Here is a 21,325-nt window from a genome sequence, read left to right on the forward strand (position 1 = left end):
ATGCCAAGTTAGGCAAATACCAATTAACGTTTGGAACGAACTGCCGAACTGCTTCTGCTTTTGAACAAATGAATATTCTCTAGCGCTTTACCTGTTCCGATGGCTACACAATCCAGCGGGTTCTCAGCCACAATGACAGGCATTCCTGTCTCACCAGCGAGAAGCTTGTCCAGGTTGCGAAGCAACGCCCCACCACCTGTAAGAACAATACCCCGATCCATGATATCGGCAGCAAGTTCAGGCGGGCATTTTTCCAGTGTTACTTTTACCGCTTCAACAATTGCATTCACCGTATCAGCCAGCGCTTCACTGATCTCGTCCGAAGTAATCGTAATGGTCTTCGGCAGACCTGTTACAAGGTCACGTCCACGAATTTCCATCGTTTCTACTTGTTCCAATGGCATAGCTGATCCGATGTCCATCTTCAATTGCTCCGATGTACGCTCACCGATCATCAGATTGTATTGGCGTTTGATGTACTGGATAACGGATTCATCCATCTCGTCACCTGCTACACGAACCGAACGGCTCGTTACAATACCACCAAGAGAGATAACAGCCACTTCCGTTGTACCGCCACCAATATCGACAACCATACTACCCGTTGGTTCCCATACAGGCAGATCTGCACCGATTGCAGCTGCAAAAGGCTCTTCAATCGTATAGGCTTCACGTGCTCCAGCCTGTTTGGTTGCATCTTCAACCGCACGTTGTTCTACTGCTGTGATCCCGGATGGTACACATACCATCACGTTTGGATGACGCTGGAACATAGAGCGTTGTTTCTGCGCCTCACGGATGAAATATTTGATCATCGTTGCTGTTGTATCGAAATCGGCAATAACGCCATCTTTCATTGGACGAATGGCACGAATGTTACCTGGTGTACGTCCAATCATTTTTTTGGCGGCTTCACCTACTGCCTCGATGCTATTTGTATCTGTCCGTATAGCGACAACCGAAGGTTCTCGCACCACAATTCCTTTTCCTCGTACATAAACCAACGTATTTGCTGTCCCCAAGTCAATACCCAAATCTTTCGTAAAACCACCAAACATAACATAATCTCCTTTTCTGCCTCATATAGCCGCTCCATTCTGATCCAGAGCGTAATAATTTTATTCCCACGCAATACGTGGAGCTAATATTCGCATTTGTTTTTTTGCATTTGTAAAGTGAACCTATCTTTTACGGACAACGCCGTTAACATTCATAGGAAAACATCAACGCCAACCATTATATTATACTAAGCCCTTCTCCTTCAAACTTACGTACATTCCATCTCCGATAATAATATGATCAAGCACGTCAATACCAACAATAGCGCCTGCTTCAATCAGTCTCTTGGTTATTTGGATATCCTCCGGACTGGGCGTAGGATCACCACTCGGATGGTTGTGTGCGCACACAATCGATGCGCTGCTGCATTTGATGGCAGCCCGGAACACTTCACGTGGATGTACAATCGAAGCGTTAAGGCTGCCCATGGAGAGTGTTTCCTGGGCAATAATATGATTTTTGCTATTCAGAAAGAGACACACAAAATGTTCTTTTTGCAAGTAACGCAATTGTTCGATCAGGATATCAGCTGCATCACGCGGTGTACGAATTGAAGTCGACTGTATGAGTCTGCTCTTGGCAATCCGATGACCCAGCTCAATGCCAGCTTTCAATTGCACAGCCTTGGCATTTCCGATCCCTTTCATCGCGGTCAGTTCTTCCAGACTCAAATCCATCAACGAGCGAATGCCACCCGCTTCGGCCAGAATCCGCTGTGCCATATGCACCGCGGATTCCTGTCTTGTGCCTGTTCGAAGTAAAATTGCCAGCAATTCAGCATGGCTTAAGGCGCCCGCCCCGTATTCCATCATGCGTTCTCTCGGGCGTTCTTCCTGGGGGATGTCGCGCATCATGTATTGAGGCGACTCCATATGTTCCCTCTTTTCATTTCACAACATTTGGCTTCATTCATGTTCGTGGCAACACATGTACGCCGAACCCGTCCAACATATCACTTAGCAAAGATAGCGGCAAGCCAACCACATTAAAATAACATCCTTCAATGCGATCGATCAGTGAAGCACCAATGCCCTGAATGGCATATGATCCTGCCTTATCTGAAGGCTCACCTGTCTGCACATAAGCACGGATAGTAGCATCCGACAGCTCTTTCATCGTTACATCGGTCTGGCGGTAATGAACTAACGACTGTCCATTGCCCGCATCAATACAAGCGACGCCCGTAAACACCCGATGTACGCGGCCCTGCAGCCGGGATAACATACGTTCAGCATCCGCTTCGTCTACAGGTTTGCCTAGAATCTCACCATCCAGAACAACAACGGTGTCACTACCAACAATAATGGCTTCCTGCTCGCGGCCTTCAAGCCCGCGATACACGGCAAGCGCCTTGCGCAAAGCAAGTTCCTGTACCGTCTGTTCAGGTGTCCACTCTGGTGGTGTATCTTCATTGGCATGACTTGGTATTACATCAAACGCTAGGTGGAGTGATGCGATCAGTTCTTTGCGCCGAGGCGATGTGGAGGCCAGAATAATAGGGCGCTGTTGTGTGTTATCCAAAATGAACGGCTCCTTATGCCACGGCAACATCCTGTCGGGATCACGATAATAGATGTCACTGGTTTAATTTTTTTCGTCATAACTCGTCATTCTCCTACAGTCTGCGATACAGCCACACAGCGGCAATCATACCGATCAGACTCAGAAGGCTCATTTGAAATTGAAGTGAAATATTATAACTGATAATATCCAAATCAGCCTGTGGCGACCAACGTATGGTCGTGGCTTTCGTAAGAAAGGCTACTGCCTTTACAGGCTGCAGTGCCTTGGCGATCCACGCTCCGGCCATCCAGCCGAGCAGCAGAAACAGCAATAACATGCCGAAGTTTTTTTTCATCGGTAATCTTCCCTCGCCATTTTTTGACACCCACATTATTATACGGGGTTTTGTACGTCAATACAAACACAAATCCGGCAAGGGGAACTATTTCCAGTTCCTTGCCGGATGGGTATTTCCAAGCGTTGTTATGGGAAAGAACATGTTACTGCTTTATCGCTTCAAGCCATTTTTTCTGCTGCAGTACATATTCCATCAGATCGGACTGCACGGACCACATGTGTACATCATCCGGGTTTTTGTTGTACTCCGCGATAGCCGTAATTGCATTGTTCATTGATTTCTCCATTCCACCAATAATAGGTTGTACATCTGCGGTCAGGCCAGGTGTAAGACTATTCAATCCCGTCAGCCATGACTCGTGCTTATTTTGAATCGCGGTCATCGTTTCTGAAGAGACTGCTGCCGGAGCAGACTGTCCCAGCTGCTGAATGGACAAGGTAGATAATTGTTCCACCAGTGCAGAACTGTTTGTGAAGAAAAGCTGCACATCCTCTTGTTTGCCACCGAATATAGCCGGATTGATCTCAGGGTTCACAATCTCCTTGACATACAGTTCAACTCCCTGGGCTTTTAGCCTGGAGCTAAGCAGCTTGGCCTCTTCACGATCAGCCGAAATGCCTGCATATACTCGATTGCCATCTTCAGGATCAGAACCTGCGGCTATCCCTGCCTGAGCGAGCTCAAGCTTGGCCTGCTCAGCACGTTCAGGAGAACTGAATACACCGTATTGAAGTGCATAATACGTGCTGCCAGTCGCCGCTGTCTGGAGTTGCTGTTCTGTACCTGCAGCCCCCTCCTGACCCGTCACAGTAGAAACTGCCTGATTGACGGGCAGAAGATCGCCTGGCTTCGCGGCTCCTTCTTTATTAAAAAATGAAAGAATAACCATGCCAAAAAGTGCTCCGGTAACAAGTGCCCCAGTGACAGAACCAATCATTTTCCATCCCCTTGGAGGGCGATTGCGTTTATAGGAATAGTTCTCCGAATCTGCAAGCCAGTCGTGGCCTTGATCATCATGGAAATTGGGCAGATCACGACGCTCTTCCTCCGGATTATCGGTGTGATTAACATAACCGGAACTGGAACGGTTCCTAAAATAATGGGCCTCATCCAAGTTCAAGTTCGAATCATGACTCACCCGTTCGTCAGGTTCAGGTACAGTAGAGCTTGTCAGCACCGTCTCTCCCCAGTCTCCGGGGATATCCTCAGGCGTCCATGATGGGGTTGTATCCATCTGCTTAGGCGTTAGCGGTTGATTATGCGGTAATTCTTCACTTAACGTCACCAATGGACTGGACGCAGATATCCTCTTGTTTTCAGGCTTGTCCGACTCATGATCCCCGAAGCGAAACGTCATTCTAGCATTGCTCACCCGTACCCTCTCCTTTGTCCCATTTATATAAGCTATATGCAGAGACTGGAGAATACATTCCATATAACGCAAAAAACGCCTGCTTCGTATCGAAGACAGGCGATTTCTCAATTGATCTATTTCAAACCTTTGGCAAGTGTATCGCCGACTTTCCAAATATCACCTGCGCCCATCGTAATCACAAGATCTCCTGGCTGCAGACGATGCTGCAAATCAGCCACAACTTCCTCTTTCGTTGGGAGGTAACGTGCAGAAGCATTACTGTTTTGAACGATCAATTCAACCAGTCTGGCTGAGGTTACCCCTTCGATCTGTTTTTCGCCCGCAGGAGAATAGATATCCGTAATAAGCACCTCATCCGCTTCCGCGAAAGCACGACTGAACGCATCCAGCAGGAAGAAGGTCCGCGTATAACGCTGTGGCTGGAATACTGCAATAATGCGTTTGCCCGTTGCTTTGGCGGCACTAATGGTAGCTTCAATCTCAGTCGGGTGATGAGCATAATCATCGATGATCAGCATATCACGCGCCTCGCCCAATACCTGGAATCTGCGTTTGGCTCCGTGGAACTGGATGATAGCTGCCACAATCTTCTCAAATGGAATGCCTGCCTCCAGACAGGTAATCACAGTAGCCATCGCATTATAAACGTTATGCTTACCCGGCACTGATAATTCCACCGTGCCCATAGCAGCACCCTGATGATTCATCGTAAAGGAGATACGTCGATCACCCAGTACAATATCCGTTGCCGTATAATCTGCAGCACGATCAATACCATAGGTTGTAATCCGTGACTTGAGTTCTGGCAAAATCGCTTGAACATTCTCGTCGTCAGAACACACAATCGCTGTTCCTTCCGGACGAATCTGGCTCAGGAACTGCACATAAGCCCTTTTGAGCTCCTCAAAATCACTGTTGTAATTCTCCAGATGATCTGCCTCAATATTGGTTACAATACCGAGCCATGGATGGTACTGCAAAAACGAACCATCGCTCTCGTCCGCTTCAGCGACTACCCAATCGCCTTGACCAGCCTTCGCGTTGGTACCCACATTCATGATTTCTCCGCCGATAATGTATGTCGGATCTGTATCACATTTATCCATAACAAGTGCAATCATGGATGAAGTGGTTGTTTTACCATGAGCCCCAGCTACAGCCACACCTTTACGTTCGTTCAACAAACGTGCAAGCATCTGGGAACGATGCAGAATCGGAATGTTCAGCTCTGCAGCTGCTACCCGTTCCACATTATCAGCAGGCGCTGCCGTAGAGTAGACAACAAGGTCTGCTCCAGTGACGTGCTCTGCCGTATGTCCGATATATATTTTCGCTCCCTTGGCTGCCAACTTCTCGGTCAACTCCTGTGAAGCGACATCCGATCCGGTAACGGTGTATCCCATTTCCAACATAACTCTTGCGATGGCACTCATGCCATATCCGCCAATCCCTATAAAATGAACGTGTTCCGATGTATTTAACAAAACTTTCACCAACCTTTTTCAGAATCGGTTTGATGCAAAAGGGCTGCCCGCACATCCGCAATCAGGTACAGTGTGCCGGAGACCACCCCCAGATCTTCCGCTTCCGTCCGTGACTTCAATAGATCAAGTGCCTTTGCCCATTCGGGCTCGACGATGATTTCCAGTTCCTGCTTCGCAATGGCGGGACGTACCCGTTCGACAATCTGCAGCAATTCGGCTGCATCCATTTTGCGTCGGAAATCTGGCTCGGTCAGGATCAGCGTATCCACTAGTGGCAGTATATGCTGCAAATACGCTTCGTGATGCTTATTTGCCAACATACCCATCATCAAAATTAACTTGTTGTGCGGATAGACATCCATAATGCTCTTGGCCAGTGACTCTGCCCCTTCCGGATTATGTGCTCCATCAAGCACAATTCGGGGTTCATCGACGACTTTTTCGAATCTTCCTGCCCAGAAAGCATTCTCCAGTCCAAGTGCAATATCGTTGTCATCCAGCATAAATGCCATGTATTGTCTAAGCAATTCAAGCACCATAAGTGCGGCCGCTGCATTGTCACATTGATGTGAGCCCTGCATGCGTATGCGAACGTCCAGATCACGAAACGGGCCTGTAAAATGAAAAGATTGTCCGTTCTCATTGCTGTCCAGTCTATGATAAGAGAATTGATCTCCAGCCAAATACACGCTTGATTGAAGCTGCTGTGCTTTCTCCTGAATCACCTTCACAGCTTCGGGTTGAGTCGCGCAAGTCACAACGGGTACTCCCGGCTTGATAATACCTGCCTTTTCTCCAGCAATCTGCTCAATCGTATCTCCAAGCACATCCGTATGATCCATACCAATGTTGGTGATGACGGACACAACAGGTGCGACAATATTCGTTACGTCCATCCTTCCCCCTAGCCCCGTCTCCCATACCACAACGTCAGGGTAACACTCCTCTGCATAGTACAGAAGCGCCAGAGCCGTGGACACCTCAAACATCGTGGGTGATCCAAGCGGAGTGGAGGCCATTTCCATGACCAGTGGATGTAATCGATTCGAGAGCTTAAGCAGGATTTCTTCAGGAATATCCTCACCGTTGTATTGAAAACGGTTTGTAAACTTGGTGATATAAGGCGAAGTAAAGGTACCCACATCATATCCAGCCTGAAGAAGCACTGACGTCAAAAAAGCGCAAGTCGAACCTTTGCCGTTCGTTCCCGCGACATGAATAAATTTGAGACGTTGGTGTGGGTTGCCTAACATGGACATCAGACTCTCGATTCGTTCCAATCCAGGTCGGATGCCAAAAGGAATAAGGCCATTGATCCAGTCCACGGCCTCGTTATACGTAAGTAAAGGAGCTGCTGCATCTGTCCCGTCTAATTCCGTCATCTGATTCACCTTCGGTCCCGAGTTTGAGTGAAAAAAGCGGCCGGATGGCATAATGGCTCTCCATCCGACCCAAATATATTAACCTTTAAGTTCCTTGATTCGTGCAATCACTTTATCCCGTTTATCGGAATAATCGGCTTGCTTGGCGCGCTCTTCCTCAATAACTTTGGCAGGAGCTTTGGCAACAAAGCCTTCGTTCGCCAGCTTTTTCTCTACACGGAGAACTTCGCCCTCAAGGTTCTCCAACTCTTTCTCCAAACGAGCCACTTCCTGCTCGATATCAATAAGACCTGCGAGCGGCAAGTATAGTTCTGCCCCCGTAATGATCGCAGTCATTGCCTTGTCCGGTGAGTTTAAATCCAGCCCACTATCGAACTCGGACGTATTACAGAAACGTTTGATGTAGTGACTGTTACGCTCAATGATGCTGGACGTCTCAGGACTGTTTGCTTTGACCATCAACTCGATCTTTTTGCTCATCGGCACGTTCACTTCTGCACGAATGTTTCGAACTGCACGAATGGTATCCATGAGCAGGTTCATCTCGGCAACAGCCTCTGGGTTCTCAAGAGCAGGATCATATACCGGCCATGATGCCAGCGTAATCGTCTCACCTTCATGAGGCAGATGCTGCCAGATCTCTTCGGAGATGTATGGCATAAACGGATGAATCAGGCGCATGGTCTGATCCAGCACATAAGCAAGCACCGATTGTGTTTTCTTCTTGGCAACCGGATCTTCCCCATAGAAGGACAGCTTCGCAAACTCAATGTACCAGTCACACAGGTCATCCCAGATAAAGTTATACAACACACGACCCGTTTCCCCAAATTCATACGCTTCGATTAGACGCGTAATATCGCGGGAAGTTTCGTTCAGACGGTGCAAAATCCAATAATCCGCTGTACCAAGCTCTCCACTGATGTCACGTTCCTCATAGGTGAATCCTTCCAGATTCATCAATGCAAAGCGCGAAGCATTCCAGATCTTGTTGGCGAAATTACGAGCCTGCTCCACCCGTTCCCAACGGAAACGCAGATCCTGACCTGGCGTGCTGCTGGTTGAGATCATGTAGCGCATTGCATCTGCGCCGTATTTCTCAATCACATCGAGCGGGTCTACACCGTTGCCCAATGATTTGGACATTTTGCGTCCATCTGCGTCACGAACAAGACCATGCATCAGTACATCCTTGAACGGAATCTCATCAGTGAATTCCAATGCAGTGAAAATCATACGTGCAACCCAGAAATATATGATGTCATACCCTGTCACAAGTACACTTGTTGGATAATAACGTTGCAGATCTTCCGTATCTTCCGGCCAGCCTAGTGTGGAGAAAGGCCATAATCCGGAGCTAAACCATGTATCCAGAACGTCTTCATCCTGTCTGAGCTTGCGTCCAGCATACTCTGGCAGCGTTGTTGGATCTTCAGCAGATACGATGATTTCACCCGTTTCCTCATCATACCAGGCAGGAATACGATGTCCCCACCACAGTTGACGGGAAATACACCAGTCACGAACGTTCTCGATCCAGTTCAGATAGGTTTTCTCAAAACGGTCTGGAACAAAATTAACCCCTTCGCCGCTCTGTTGTTTCTTGATCGCTCTCTCTGCAAGTGGCTTCATCTCAACAAACCACTGTGTAGAGAGATACGGCTCAACAACAGCTCCGGTACGTTCACTGTGTCCAACCTGATGCGTGTGATCCTCAATATTGATCAATACGCCCTGCTCTTTCAAGTCAGCAACAATCTGCTTGCGGCAGTCACTGCGATCCAGTCCCTGATACTTGCCAGCCTCAGCATTCATTGTGCCGCTCTCATCCATTACAGTAATTTGAGGCAGATCATGACGAAGACCTACTTCAAAGTCATTCGGATCATGCGCAGGCGTGATTTTAACTGCACCACTTCCGAACTCTTTATCCACATAATCATCAGCGATAATTGGAATTTCGCGTCCAATGATTGGCAGTACAAGTACTTTACCAATCATATCTGCATAACGCTCATCCTTCGGATGTACAGCAACCGCTGTATCACCCAGCATCGTTTCAGGACGCGTTGTTGCCACGGTAACGTAGCCACTTCCGTCTTTGAGTGGGTAACGCAGATGGTACAAGTGACCCTGAACCTCTTTATATTCAACCTCAATGTCGGACAGAGCTGTCCGGTTCACCGGGTCCCAGTTAATGATGCGTTTCCCTCGGTAAATAAGGCCTTTTTCATACAGTTGAACAAATACTTTGCGAACCGCTTGGGACAGACCTTCATCCAGCGTAAAACGTTCACGTGAGTAGTCAAGCGACAATCCCATTTTGCCCCATTGCTGACGAATGGTAGTGGCATATTGATCTTTCCAGTCCCATACTTTCTCCAGAAACTTCTCACGTCCCAGATCATAACGAGTCAGACCTTCTTCACGCAGCTTCTGCTCCACTTTGGTTTGGGTTGCAATACCTGCATGGTCGGAACCCGGAAGCCACAGTGCATCATAACCTTGCATCCGTTTGGTGCGGATCAGAATATCCTGCAGTGTAAAATCGAGCGCATGCCCAATGTGCAGCATCCCTGTCACATTTGGGGGCGGAATTACAATTGTATACGGCTCGGCATCTTTACGTTGACCGGCTTTGAAATATCCACGCTCCATCCAGGTGGCGTACCATTTATCCTCTGCCGCCTTAGGATCGTAAGTGGTCGGCATTTCTGTTGCAGCTGATTTTTTTTCCTCAGACATGTGTCATTCCTCCGTTACTTCATCATCTTCGCCAAAAAAAACAAAAAAAACCTTTCATCCATCAAAGGACGAAAGGTTAGCTTTCGCGGTACCACCTTTGTTTCACGCCGACAGCAAGATAGACTTCACCCTCTGTACATGACGTGACACTTCAAGCAGATAACGGCTGCTACCGGCCCATCCTACCTCAGAAATAAATGACGATAGATCTCATTCATCCCTTGTATTCAAACAGGCAACTCCCGGGCGACTTCGATCAGTTGGTTCCTGCGGAATCTCACAGCGTTGCAATTCCACTCTCTGAAAGGTCATACTGTCTACTACTCCCGTTCCACGTTGTTCTTCAAAAAACCTACACACATCATACCTTGCTCGTGCGCGATAGTCAACCTGACAACAGCGGATAAAGAGCGCTGGAATGCAGGTTTAGGACGAATCATGCAAAAACCCGCAATCCTCAAGGGGATCACGGGTCGTAACGAAGGCTTTAACTGCGGATTAAGGGATGTACAATATCTGACCTTCTTCCACAACCTGCTCAGATAATCGGTTATACAACTGAAGTTCCCTCGTGCTCAATTGATAACGATCTGCAATGGCATCCAGTGTATCTTCTCGCTGAACAATGCACAGTTTCACCTTGCGGAATGGGGTCTGGTCCACGATTGTTCCCAGGAACAGGTTCTTCCATTCCACATCATCAGCTGGATATGTTTCTTCCTGTACCACCCCCGCAGGAACTTCATCACCTCGCTCCACTTCAGCATCGCGTGCCGCTCTGCCCGAGGATAACAAGGAAGAGATACCTACGCCCTCTTCTTGCCGTGGTGCGGATTCTTTTTTGCTGCCAAAAGCAACCTTCAGCTCCGGCTTGTCTTCCGTCTCAGCCACAGGTTCAGGAACAAATGCTTCGTTCTGTACGAACTCGTCTACCCCAGTCGCTTCAAAAGACGGCCGGTCTTCCTCCGCGTTGCCTGGTTCGGACGGAGCAAATACACCTTGCCAGTTCTCCGCCTGTGATTCGCCCGGGACATCGGCAACCGCCTGATTCTCCTGCTGAGGTACAGATCTCGCTGATTCGAAGTGCCATACCTCTGGTGCGTCCGGTACATCCCGTGCTGCCAACTCATTAGATGATTGAGCAGTAGGCTCTGAGACTGCTTGATCTGCACTTCTCGAGTTCGCAGGCAATACATCCACGGAAGGCTCGGACCAACCCGAAGACTCGTCTTCCAGGGGCAGCAATGGTTCCGACTCAGGGTAAGAAGCTAACCGATCAGCAGTCTCAGCCATAAATGACGAGATCGGAGAAGGTTCGCTATATTGCTCATTAGATGCCAATTCATCTGCATTCGCCGTCAGAGATGCGGGATCTTCGTTTGCATCAGGTTGTCTGTTTTCGTTAGCGTACTCCGCACTTTGCTCCTCGGATTGAAGTGGCTCGGCCAATGACGAATTCGCATATTCCTGCTGCGATTCTTCGCTATTCCCTAATTTCTCTTCCCTTGTGGACAGGTCAGCGAATTCAGGAGCACCATATGCAAGTTCTGCTGCATTTGCAAGTCTCTCTTCCTCACTCCGCTGGAGCAGGTACTCCTGTGCAAATATGTTGGGGTCGCTACCTGTCTGTGCTGCTTCATCGGAACGGTTGGATTGCTGAGCATCAGGTGAGTGGACAACTGTAAACTCATCTGCTGACCACACTTGTGGCTCTTCAACAGGAAAACCTTCGATGCCTCGCAGCGACAATACGCCTGTAATGTTCAGACTGCGATTGGATAACAGATCCACGTCAAAATTTTCGATCTCGATGGAAATATCCTCAATTGATCTGACCCGGTTCAGCGGCACTGTGATCTCCACGGGAATGAAATGTTTGAGCTCCTCTGAAGCCTCATTTTCTCCTCTGTACGCACCTGTAAGTAAAAGATGCCCTCTTAAGGTGGCATGATCATCCTGCCCTATGACTTGAATGCGCGGGTATAGTTCAATCTCCTCCAATTCCTCAATCGCAGGGACTCCCTCAGACAAATGAACGCGCTCATAAATATCGAACCGCAAACCATAAGGTTGATTCAACAAAGGTGGCGTCCTCCTTTCGGCATATGTTCACCATGATCCTTCTCATGGGACTGATCCATGGTCCAAATCCTTCGTTACCCCATCTATATGCCTTGAATGAGGGGAGCATGCCACCTTTTGAAAAACCTTGTTATATTAAGCGAAATAGAGAATGTTGCACCTAGCCACTTCGATGACAGAATAACCTTCCGATCACTGTTATCCCCAGATTTTTTTGATTCCCTTCTTCAAAGGGAAAATGCGGGGATAGCTTATGCTTCCGAAGCAGCTTTCTTTCAGAAAGCTTTTAGGCGAACGCTTTGCTTCTTCTGGTTGTTTCTGTCCTCTCTGTTTTCGTGTAAATAGTTAGTCGAACTTATATAGTGTATTAATAATTTTGACGCTCACGCTCTGCCAATTGTGTGAAATCGGACGGCCATGGGTCGTTCACTTCAATCATCGCTCCGGTTAAAGGATGACTAAACTTAAGCATCTCTCCGTGAAGTGCTTGTCGCCCAATGGCATCCGCTCTACCTCCATACAACGCATCACCAATAAGCGGATGTCCCGCGTAACTCAGGTGTACACGAATTTGGTGTGTACGTCCTGTATCCAGCTTCAATCGTACAAGGGTTGCTCGTTCCCATACTTCGACGATCTCCACATGAGTAACCGCTTCCTGTCCACCTTCGGAGACACGCCTGCGCTGTTTGTGATGTCTGTCCTTGCCAATCGGAGCATCAATTTTGTGGAGTTCAAGGGGGATTTGTCCACCTGCAATGGCTACATAATGGCGGCCAATCTCTTTGCGACGCATCGCTTCATCCAATTTGGCGAGGGCAAAAGCATTTTTGGCATACAGAACAGGTCCGGTTGTATCCTCATCCAGTCGATGAACATGGCGTACGCTTGCCTGAATTCCGTTCATTTCATAATAGGAGGCAACCACATGATCCAGCGTGATGGCCTGATCAACACGGCTTCCATCCGGATGCAGTTTCATGCCTGCCGGTTTGTGCATAACCAGACAGAAATCATCCTCATACAATACATCCACATCAGCCCAGCGTGGCTCAACATCGATTGGCTGGGACGCAAAAAGGGCCAGCCGAAACCGGTCCCCTGCAAGTTGTATTCCTTGGTTTGCTTTTAACTGACGAAGCAGTTTCTCTGGAAACTGAAGTTCAGACAATAGCCATTGCTCTGCAGCCATCGGTTTGTCCGAACTGCCTGTTACGGCTTTTCCTGGCATCAGCTCAAGCCATTCCCCGCGGCGTTTCCAACTTTTGATGGTCATAACGATTGAAGAGCTTTACGATTCGCCTCAATCGTATCGTCAATATCCTGCTCTGTGTGCACACCAGAGACAAACATGCCTTCGTATTGCGAAGGCGCAACACTCACACCTTGATCAATCATGGCCGCAAAATAACGACGGAATTGATCCAGATTACTTTCTTTGGCAATATCATAATTGGTTACGGGAACGGCACTGAAGAATGGACAAACCATGGAACCGACACGGTTAATGGTTATCGCAATACCCGTCTCCACTGCATTTTTCTCAAATCCGGCTTGCAAACGTGTAGACAATGTCTCCAGACGATCATAGACCTCTGGTGTTAACAATTTGAGCGTGGTATACCCTGCTGCCATAGCCAGCGGATTTCCGCTCAATGTACCCGCCTGATAGATCGGTCCTGTAGGAGCAATCTGTTCCATCAAATCCCGACGACCACCATAGGCACCAACGGGGAGTCCACCACCGATAACTTTACCCAGACAAGTAAGGTCAGGTGTAACCCCATACCGTCCCTGAGCACAGTTCAACCCTACGCGGAAGCCGGTCATGACTTCGTCAAAAATAAGCAGACTGCCATATTGGGTCGTCAAACTGCGCAGGCCTTCAAGGAAACCGGAAGCCGGAGGTACAACCCCCATGTTACCCGCCACAGGTTCCACTATAACAGCGGCCAGTTCTTCACCATAACGTTCAAAAGCAAGCTTCACGGACTCCAGATCGTTATAAGGTACCGTAATTGTATTCACAGCTACACCTTCAGGTACACCTGGACTATCCGGCAGACCCAGTGTTGCAACACCTGAACCCGCCTTGATCAGCAAACTGTCCGCATGTCCATGATATGATCCTTCAAACTTCAGAATTTTACTGCGTCCGGTTACCCCGCGTGCCAGTCGAATGGCACTCATCGTTGCTTCTGTACCAGAATTGACCATCCGTACAATATCGATAGAAGGTACACGCTCACAGACCAGTTTTGCCATCTCGGTCTCCAGCAAGGTAGGCGCACCAAAACTTGTTCCTTTCAAAGCTGTTTCACGCAAAGCTTCTACAACGTCAGGGTGTGCATGTCCCATAATGAGTGGGCCCCACGATCCCACATAGTCAATAAAAACATTGCCATCAATATCGTAGATTTTGGACCCTTCACCGCGTTCTGCATAGATCGGAGTAAGTCCCACCGATTTGAATGCGCGTACAGGGCTGTTCACACCCCCGGGTATGTACTGCTTCGCTTCCTCAAACGCGCTGCGTGAGCGCTCATCCTTGCGACGATTACCTTGTTGTGCAGTCATGATTATCCTCCTTAATGTCATTTATTTTATTTCTCAGCCAACCAGCGTGAAGCGTCTTTTCCGTAGTAGGTAATGATCATATCTGCACCTGCGCGTTTCATGCTGAGCAGGATTTCCATGGCAACTTTTTTCTCATCGATCCAGCCTTGAATCGCCGCCGCCTTCACCATGGCATACTCGCCACTTACATTATAGGCAACAAGCGGAAGATCAAATTGATCCTTAATCGTGCGCATAACATCCAGATAGGAAAGGGATGGTTTTACCATCAACATGTCCGCTCCTTCGAGCACATCCGTCTCTGCTTCACGCAAGGCTTCACGCGCGTTCGCCGGGTCCATCTGATATGACTTGCGGTCTCCGAATTGTGGTGTGGAATCCGCAGCTTCACGGAATGGACCATAAAATGCGGATGCATATTTAACAGAGTAAGACATAATCGGAATATGACTGAATCCATTCTCATCCAGTCCCGCGCGGATCGCTTGTACAAATCCATCCATCATGTTGGATGGTGCAATAATGTCCGCTCCTGCTTTGGCTTGAGACACTGCCGTTTGCACGAGCAGATCCAGTGATTCATCATTTAATACATCTCCGCAGATGTGGCCGTCAATCTCCACGGTGTGTACCATACCGCAGTGACCGTGATCCGTGAATTCACACAGACAAGTATCCGCAACAACCAGCAGTTCCGGGTACCAGGATTTGATCAATCTTGTCGCTTCCTGCACAATGCCATCTTCAGCGAAGCCAGATGAACCCACACTGTCCTTCGTCTCCGGAATACCGAACAATAACACGGCTGGAATTCCCAGCTCGGCAATTTCCGTTACTTCCTCCTGAAGCCGATCCAGCGAGAAGCGGAACACGCCAGGCATGGATTTAATTTCGGATTTTACATTTTCTCCATACGTCACATAGATCGGTTGAATAAAGTCATCCACGGTTAGATGGGTCTCTCTGACCATATTACGAATACCTGTGGATTGGCGTAAACGGCGATGCCGTACAATTGGAAAACTCATACGAGTAAAACCTCCTTGAAAAAAGTTAAATAGAGCAAAAAGGGAAGCGCGCTGGTATCCTATCGAATTCAGCACGCTTCATATGTTGACATGATTACATGTGTATTAATTTCGAAGAGCGCCTTCTTTGGTGCCTGTCCGTTTCCAGTCGCATAGAATTGTGATCAAGCTATCCATCGTTGCTTCCTCTGCCATCAGTGTAACCTTTAGTCCAGCGGCTTCTGCCGTCTTCGCTGTAACAGGTCCGATACACGCAACCTCCACATCTTTCAATAAAGGCAATGGATCTTGCAACCCCATACGTTTCAACATACTCATGAAGTTGGTAACCGTCGATGAGCTTGTAAAGGTCACCGCATGAATACCACCTTCTTCAAGCAACTTAAGCAATTCGTCATCATCCTCACCAGCGAGGATCGTATCGTAGATGATGGCTTCGGTGACCTGAAGTCCTCGTTCTCTCAACTGGTCCCGCAACCACGTACGTGCAAGATCACCGTGCGGAAGCAGTACTCTCTGACCTTCCTTCAGTTCACTTTCAAAAGTCTCAAGCATGCCTTCGGCCTGGAAAGGACCTTTGACAACCTCTGCAACGATCCCATGTTTGCGCAAGGCATCTGCTGTGGAAGGTCCTACGGCTGCAATTCTCGCTTGATGAATCGAGCGAATGTCCTTGCCTTCCTGTTCCAGATGGCGGAAGAAAAACTCCACGCCGTTCACACTTGTGAAAAACACCCAGTCATAGGTATTTAAAGCACTGAAGGCGTCTTTGACACTTTGCTGCGCAGATTCACTGGACGGCATGACCGTCTCAATGACCGGAAACTCATACGGTTCGCCGCCGAGTTCCTCAATGCGATTCACCAGTTCACTCGCCTGACTGCGAGCACGGGTTACCAGAATTCGTTTGCCAAACAGCGGCAGCGCTTCTGCCCATTTCAACTGTTCCCGCTGATTGACGACATCTCCCACCACAATAACAGCTGGTGGTTGGAAATTGGCTGCGATCACTTTCGCTTCTATATCTTCAAGGGTGCCTATAAGGGTATCCTGTTCCGCTCGTGTTCCCCAACGAATCAGAGCTACCGGTGTTTGCGCTGGACGACCATGACGAATCAATTGTTCGCTGATATATCCAATTTTGGCAACCCCCATCATAAATACAAGTGTGCCCGTTGCATTCGTCACTTTATCCCAATGAATACTGCGATCAAGCTTGTCCGGACTCTCATGCCCCGTAATAATAGAGATGGAAGATGCATAGTCACGGTGAGTGACGGGAATTCCGGCATAAGCAGGTACACTTATAGCAGCGGTAACCCCAGGTACAATCTCAAACGGAATCCCGTTTTTGTGCAGCAAACCCGCCTCTTCGCCCACGCGTCCAAAGATAGTTGGATCGCCGCCCTTAAGCCGAACCACAACCTTGCCCTCAAGCGCCAGATCCACCAACAGTTGATTGATCTCTTCCTGTTTCATCGTATGCCGATCCGGGCGCTTGCCCACGTAAATCTTGACTGCGCCGGGTTTCATTTGTTTCAACAATCTCGGACTTGCCAAACGATCATAGACTACAGCATCGGCTTTACCGATGGATTCCCACCCTTTTACCGTAATCAGCTTTGCATCCCCAGGACCTGCCCCTACCAAAAAGACCTTTCCCACCATGTCTTCATCCCCTAACTTCTGCCAGTATCTGCTCTGCTCCCCGTTCGATCAATCTCCAAGCCACTTCTTCTCCCAGACGAACCGGGTCCTTGCCGATCATAGCTTCCTTAAGAATCAGTCCACCATCCGGTGTGCCGACCATACCTGTTAATTGTAACGTGTTTTCACCATTCAGGGAATCTGCATCTTGCTGAGGCACCCACACCGCATGAGCACCGATGGGAACCTGGCAACCCCCATTCAATACACTGAGAAAACGGCGTTCCGCCTGTACAGGAAATGCTGTCTCGGGATCGTTATACAGCTGCAGCAAGTGCAACAGTTCCTCATCGTCTTCACGACATTCGATACCAAGCGCGCCTTGACCCACTGCCGGAAGGCAAGCTGTTTCCGTCAAGTACTCTGTGATCCGGTCTTCCCATCCCATACGGTACAATCCTGCAGCTGCCAGAATAATCGCATCGAATCCTTCGGTCTCCAGCTTCCGCAGACGGGAATCAATATTGCCGCGAATCGATTCCAATTGCAAATCTGGACGATAGGCCTTTAATTGACTCGACCGGCGCAGACTGCTTGTTCCGACTCTAGCTCCTTCTGGCAGTTGATCCAGAGTAAGTCCACCATTGGAGATCAGCGCATCCCGTGGATCTGCACGACGGGGAATAGCACCATTGATTAATCCTTCGGGTAACTCGGAAGGCATATCCTTCATACTATGAACAGCCATATCAATCGTACGATCAAGCATCGCCTGTTCAATCTCTTTGACAAACAAACCTTTGCCTCCCACTTTTGACAACGTTACATCCAGAATGAGATCTCCCTTGGTAACAATCTTATGTACTTCAAAGTCAAAAGCTAATCCTTCCCGCTCACAAATATCGCGTAAATCCTGAATGACATGACCTGTCTGGGTTAGCGCAAGCGCGCTCTGTCTACTTCCAACTTTAATTGTACGCATATCTACACTTCCTCCTGATTATGGGATATCCAGTCCCCGATTTCTTCTTCGGTCCACCACCGAAAATGGCCTGTACGAATATCTTCTAATATGTGCATTTCAGTTAATTGCCGAAGCAACGTACTTCTGAGACTTGAAGAAGATACGCGTGACTTCACCTCAGTCCTCATCTGGTGCAAAAACTCAAGGTACGTCTCATATTCATCACCGAACTGTCGTTCGAGTGTGGCACGTATCTCCGCAGCTGCTGCCGGTCCCGCTCCTGCTGTGGATATTGCTATGCTTAATCTCCCACGCCTTACCACGCTTGGCGTAATAAAGCTGCTGTGCTCCGAAGACATTGCATTATTCACCAATATGCCCGCAGCCTCCGCATCCCGAACCACAGTTGAATTGACCTCGGAATGGTCAGTCGCTGCATATACGAGAAAGGCCCCCCGCAAATCTCCATTGCGGTAGGACCGGTCTATCCATTGAATTCGGGATTCATGATGCAGTTGTTTTAATACGGGAGTAAGCTCCGGACTAATGACCGTAATCTGTGCCTCGGCATGCAGCAATCCCTTAATTTTACGTTCGGCAACACGTCCACCACCAACCACGCAGCACTTCTTGCCTGAAGTATTCACAAATATCGGCGTGTAACGGTCCATCCCCTTCACTCTCCCGTCCAACGATGAAACGCTGAATACGCATTGGATAAAAAACTTATAATGACAAATCCGTACCCGATCAGTGTCCATCTTGCCATGATAATCGTAGAGAACTGTTTCCTTCTCTTGGATACGAAGTAACCTACATAGATGGCTATAGCAAGACCTGTCGAAATAACTTTGAGATCCAAGAGTAGAATCCAGCGTCTTTCCGCCACAATGGATAATACGGCAAGCATCACAGAAACACCAAGTAACGGTGTTCCTATCAACGTAGCACCATCCATATACTTCCCGATCACTTCCAGGCTTGGCAGCCGTCGCATCGTATCATTCCACTTTTTTTTCTTCAACTTACGGTGCAAGAACAGATATAACAAGGCAAATACCGTAGCAACGGTTAACGCCGCAAAACCAAGATTCGCCAAGGTAATATGCATAATGAGTAATCCATGTACCGTTTGCCAGTTATGCAGTGATATCTCTCCGGCCGTAAACCACAGTCGGTTTAATACCGTAACGGAAAAACCTACAACATTCAGCAACAAAATGACAAATTCAGAACGCTGGATGCGAGTCATGACGAGAGACATCAGCACAATACTGAATGAAAATATAAACAAAAAATCAAAGGTGGTATAGATGGGGAAATGACCTTCAGTCCACATGCGCAATATGACATGCGTTACCTGCAATCCCCAAACAACGACAAGAAACCCTGTGCCTGTCCGCTTCGCCCCCGCATTGCGTCGAATGCAGTCCGAGAAATAGAACAGTAGGCTCAGGGCATACATATAGATTAGAGCTTCATAAACTTGTTCAGCAAGGGTCAAGCTGCCCACCCGCCTTATACGCCTGCCGGAGCATAAGCCGGCACGGGGTCTTGCCGGTTTTCGTTAAGGTGAGCGGCTGGCTTCGCCAGAGCTGTGGCATCACTCTGACTCACTTTTTCAGCGGCCATCTCTACTGAATCTTCCAGAGCGAAAATCTGAGTAAACATGCGCAGAGCTTCATCACCTTGCTTCGTGCCTGCCATTTCCTTAATCCGATTAATCGGATCTGTCGTCATTTGGTTCACAATACTCTTGGTCAAACGACGAATGACTTTACGTTGATGTTCATCGAGCTCAGGCAGTTTATTAAACAGGCTATCCATCGTTTCTTCATGAATGGAAACACCTTTTTCCTGCAAAGCGCGAATAACGGGACGCACACCCAACGTTTTGAGCCAATGGTAATAATCCTCCATCTCAAGCTCAATCATTCTCTCAATCTTGGCAGCTTCCACCTTACGCATCTCGAGGTTGCTCTCCACGATTCCTTCCAGATCATCAATGTCATAGAGAAATACGTTGGATAATTCACCAATCGCTGGGTCAATATCGCGTGGAACCGCAATATCAATCAGGAACAATGGGCGAGATTGACGACGCTTCATGCTCTCCCGTACCACTGCTGCATCCATGACATAACGTTCAGCTCCAGTGGAACTAATCACAATATCAACTTCATTAAGTCGATCTAGTGCCTGTTCCATCGTACAAGGTGTACCCCGGAACTTGGCTGCCAATTCTTCAGCTCTTGCGAGCGTACGATTCGCCACGATGACCTCGGATGCCCCGTTGGCATAGAGATGTTTCACGGTTAGTTCACTCATCTTGCCAGCACCCAAAATGAGCACCTTCTTGTCTGTGAACATGCCAAAAATCCTCTTACCGAGTTCAACAGCAGCATAACTGACAGATACGGCGCTCTCCCCGATGGAAGTCTCCGAATGTGCCCGTTTACCCAGCGTAACGGCCTGTTTAAATAACTTATTAAACCAGGTACCTGTTGATTTTTCTTCCTGCGCTTTAAGAAAAGCCTGTTTCACCTGTCCAAGAATCTGAGTCTCACCAATGACCATGGAATCTAGTCCGCAGATGACACGGAACAAATGGCGCATGGCTTGATCATCTTCATATATATATAAGTGTTGCGTAAATTCTTCCCGTGGTACATTAAACCATTGTTCCATAAATGTTCGAATAAAATAACCACACATGTGAAGACGGTCCACCACAACATACAACTCGGTACGGTTACATGTGGCTACGATTACACCTTCCAATACACTCTTGGTCAGCTTGAGCTGCTGCAGCGCTTCAGACAAGTCCTTTTCTGCAAATGTGAATCGTTCCCTAACCTCTACAGGCGCCGTGCGATAATTCAAACCAACGACAACGATGTGCATTGCAAGTTCACCTGCCTAATAAATTTCCAATCAAAGTGCTTACTGCATATGTCTATCCATTTATGATTGACATGGTTAATTATATCACACATCATAGCCGTGACCGGGTCATTTTTATGAAATGTTTATGAAATCACCATGTTCATCATCATATGCACTGTCATTTATTGTAGTGTCTCACCAAAGTTCACCGTTATGCGTTAAAAAGTGTTGATTA

17 protein-coding genes and 1 other annotated feature are annotated in these 21,325 nt (G+C 48.1%); all 17 genes read right to left on the reverse strand.

Going from position 1 to position 21,325, the window contains the following annotated elements; translation table 11 throughout:
* Positions 1 to 23: 23 nt before the first annotated feature.
* The gene (locus tag NST33_RS24630) at positions 24 to 1,058 is read right to left on the reverse strand and encodes a rod shape-determining protein (RefSeq protein ID WP_017692612.1); all 1,035 of its coding nucleotides are present in this window, start codon (positions 1,056 to 1,058) and stop codon (positions 24 to 26) included.
* A gap of 183 nt (positions 1,059 to 1,241) precedes the next feature.
* The gene (gene radC / locus NST33_RS24635; protein WP_221820860.1) at positions 1,242 to 1,931 is read right to left on the reverse strand and encodes a DNA repair protein RadC; all 690 of its coding nucleotides are present in this window, start codon (positions 1,929 to 1,931) and stop codon (positions 1,242 to 1,244) included.
* Between the two features lie 37 nt (positions 1,932 to 1,968).
* Positions 1,969 to 2,580: a Maf family protein gene (locus NST33_RS24640; RefSeq protein ID WP_091037560.1), complete on the reverse strand. Its 612-nt coding sequence runs from the start codon at positions 2,578 to 2,580 to the stop codon at positions 1,969 to 1,971.
* A 94-nt stretch (positions 2,581 to 2,674) separates the two neighbouring features.
* A complete protein-coding gene (locus tag NST33_RS24645) occupies positions 2,675 to 2,917 on the reverse strand; it encodes a DUF4321 domain-containing protein (protein ID WP_036605903.1) in 243 nt (80 codons plus the stop codon).
* A gap of 145 nt (positions 2,918 to 3,062) precedes the next feature.
* Positions 3,063 to 4,292, reverse strand: a complete 1,230-nt coding sequence (locus tag NST33_RS24650; protein WP_221820861.1) for an SPOR domain-containing protein — start codon at positions 4,290 to 4,292, stop codon at positions 3,063 to 3,065.
* A gap of 116 nt (positions 4,293 to 4,408) precedes the next feature.
* Positions 4,409 to 5,728: a UDP-N-acetylmuramate--L-alanine ligase gene (gene murC, locus NST33_RS24655; protein ID WP_047841184.1), complete on the reverse strand. Its 1,320-nt coding sequence runs from the start codon at positions 5,726 to 5,728 to the stop codon at positions 4,409 to 4,411.
* Between the two features lie 56 nt (positions 5,729 to 5,784).
* Positions 5,785 to 7,161 (reverse strand): folylpolyglutamate synthase/dihydrofolate synthase family protein, encoded by a 1,377-nt coding sequence (locus NST33_RS24660; protein WP_036673600.1) that lies wholly within the window; start codon positions 7,159 to 7,161, stop codon positions 5,785 to 5,787.
* A gap of 78 nt (positions 7,162 to 7,239) precedes the next feature.
* Complete coding sequence (locus tag NST33_RS24665) at positions 7,240 to 9,906, reverse strand: valine--tRNA ligase (RefSeq protein WP_221820862.1); 2,667 nt, start codon at positions 9,904 to 9,906, stop codon at positions 7,240 to 7,242.
* Positions 9,907 to 9,967: 61 nt separating this feature from the next.
* Positions 9,968 to 10,249, reverse strand: a binding site (T-box leader).
* Positions 10,250 to 10,404: 155 nt separating this feature from the next.
* A complete protein-coding gene (locus NST33_RS24670) occupies positions 10,405 to 11,988 on the reverse strand; it encodes a LysM peptidoglycan-binding domain-containing protein (protein WP_221820863.1) in 1,584 nt (527 codons plus the stop codon).
* Between the two features lie 367 nt (positions 11,989 to 12,355).
* The gene (locus NST33_RS24675) at positions 12,356 to 13,264 is read right to left on the reverse strand and encodes an RluA family pseudouridine synthase (RefSeq protein WP_221820864.1); all 909 of its coding nucleotides are present in this window, start codon (positions 13,262 to 13,264) and stop codon (positions 12,356 to 12,358) included.
* A complete protein-coding gene (hemL, locus tag NST33_RS24680; protein ID WP_221820865.1) occupies positions 13,261 to 14,565 on the reverse strand; it encodes a glutamate-1-semialdehyde 2,1-aminomutase in 1,305 nt (434 codons plus the stop codon). The genes NST33_RS24675 and hemL overlap by 4 nt, the downstream gene beginning before the upstream one ends.
* A 26-nt stretch (positions 14,566 to 14,591) precedes the next feature.
* The gene (gene hemB, locus NST33_RS24685) at positions 14,592 to 15,593 is read right to left on the reverse strand and encodes a porphobilinogen synthase (protein WP_017692601.1); all 1,002 of its coding nucleotides are present in this window, start codon (positions 15,591 to 15,593) and stop codon (positions 14,592 to 14,594) included.
* 105 nt (positions 15,594 to 15,698) lie between these two features.
* Positions 15,699 to 17,261, reverse strand: coding sequence for a uroporphyrinogen-III C-methyltransferase (gene cobA, locus NST33_RS24690; protein WP_221820866.1), 1,563 nt, complete (start codon positions 17,259 to 17,261; stop codon positions 15,699 to 15,701).
* A gap of 4 nt (positions 17,262 to 17,265) precedes the next feature.
* Complete coding sequence (gene hemC, locus NST33_RS24695; RefSeq protein WP_036605896.1) at positions 17,266 to 18,222, reverse strand: hydroxymethylbilane synthase; 957 nt, start codon at positions 18,220 to 18,222, stop codon at positions 17,266 to 17,268.
* A 2-nt stretch (positions 18,223 to 18,224) separates the two neighbouring features.
* Positions 18,225 to 18,875, reverse strand: coding sequence for a bifunctional precorrin-2 dehydrogenase/sirohydrochlorin ferrochelatase (locus NST33_RS24700; protein ID WP_221820867.1), 651 nt, complete (start codon positions 18,873 to 18,875; stop codon positions 18,225 to 18,227).
* 5 nt (positions 18,876 to 18,880) lie between these two features.
* Positions 18,881 to 19,669, reverse strand: a complete 789-nt coding sequence (gene ccsA / locus NST33_RS24705) for a cytochrome c biogenesis protein CcsA (protein WP_091037986.1) — start codon at positions 19,667 to 19,669, stop codon at positions 18,881 to 18,883.
* A gap of 53 nt (positions 19,670 to 19,722) precedes the next feature.
* A complete protein-coding gene (gene hemA / locus NST33_RS24710; RefSeq protein ID WP_221820868.1) occupies positions 19,723 to 21,108 on the reverse strand; it encodes a glutamyl-tRNA reductase in 1,386 nt (461 codons plus the stop codon).
* Positions 21,109 to 21,325 lie beyond the last annotated feature (217 nt).

This window comes from Paenibacillus sp. FSL L8-0435 (genome assembly GCF_037965655.1).
In the GTDB taxonomy this organism is placed as follows: domain Bacteria; phylum Bacillota; class Bacilli; order Paenibacillales; family Paenibacillaceae; genus Paenibacillus.

Coding starts and splice junctions, on each gene's coding strand:
- NST33_RS24630 (WP_017692612.1), bottom strand. CDS start 1,058: ATGTTTGGTGGTTTTACGAAAGATTTGGGTATTGACTTGGGGACAGCA.
- radC (WP_221820860.1), bottom strand. CDS start 1,931: ATGGAGTCGCCTCAATACATGATGCGCGACATCCCCCAGGAAGAACGC.
- NST33_RS24645 (WP_036605903.1), bottom strand. CDS start 2,917: ATGAAAAAAAACTTCGGCATGTTATTGCTGTTTCTGCTGCTCGGCTGG.
- murC (WP_047841184.1), bottom strand. CDS start 5,728: ATGAGTGCCATCGCAAGAGTTATGTTGGAAATGGGATACACCGTTACC.
- NST33_RS24660 (WP_036673600.1), bottom strand. CDS start 7,161: ATGACGGAATTAGACGGGACAGATGCAGCAGCTCCTTTACTTACGTAT.
- NST33_RS24665 (WP_221820862.1), bottom strand. CDS start 9,906: ATGTCTGAGGAAAAAAAATCAGCTGCAACAGAAATGCCGACCACTTAC.
- NST33_RS24675 (WP_221820864.1), bottom strand. CDS start 13,264: ATGACCATCAAAAGTTGGAAACGCCGCGGGGAATGGCTTGAGCTGATG.
- hemL (WP_221820865.1), bottom strand. CDS start 14,565: ATGACTGCACAACAAGGTAATCGTCGCAAGGATGAGCGCTCACGCAGC.
- hemB (WP_017692601.1), bottom strand. CDS start 15,593: ATGAGTTTTCCAATTGTACGGCATCGCCGTTTACGCCAATCCACAGGT.
- cobA (WP_221820866.1), bottom strand. CDS start 17,261: ATGGTGGGAAAGGTCTTTTTGGTAGGGGCAGGTCCTGGGGATGCAAAG.
- hemC (WP_036605896.1), bottom strand. CDS start 18,222: ATGCGTACAATTAAAGTTGGAAGTAGACAGAGCGCGCTTGCGCTAACC.
- NST33_RS24700 (WP_221820867.1), bottom strand. CDS start 18,875: ATGGACCGTTACACGCCGATATTTGTGAATACTTCAGGCAAGAAGTGC.
- ccsA (WP_091037986.1), bottom strand. CDS start 19,669: ATGTATGCCCTGAGCCTACTGTTCTATTTCTCGGACTGCATTCGACGC.
- hemA (WP_221820868.1), bottom strand. CDS start 21,108: ATGCACATCGTTGTCGTTGGTTTGAATTATCGCACGGCGCCTGTAGAG.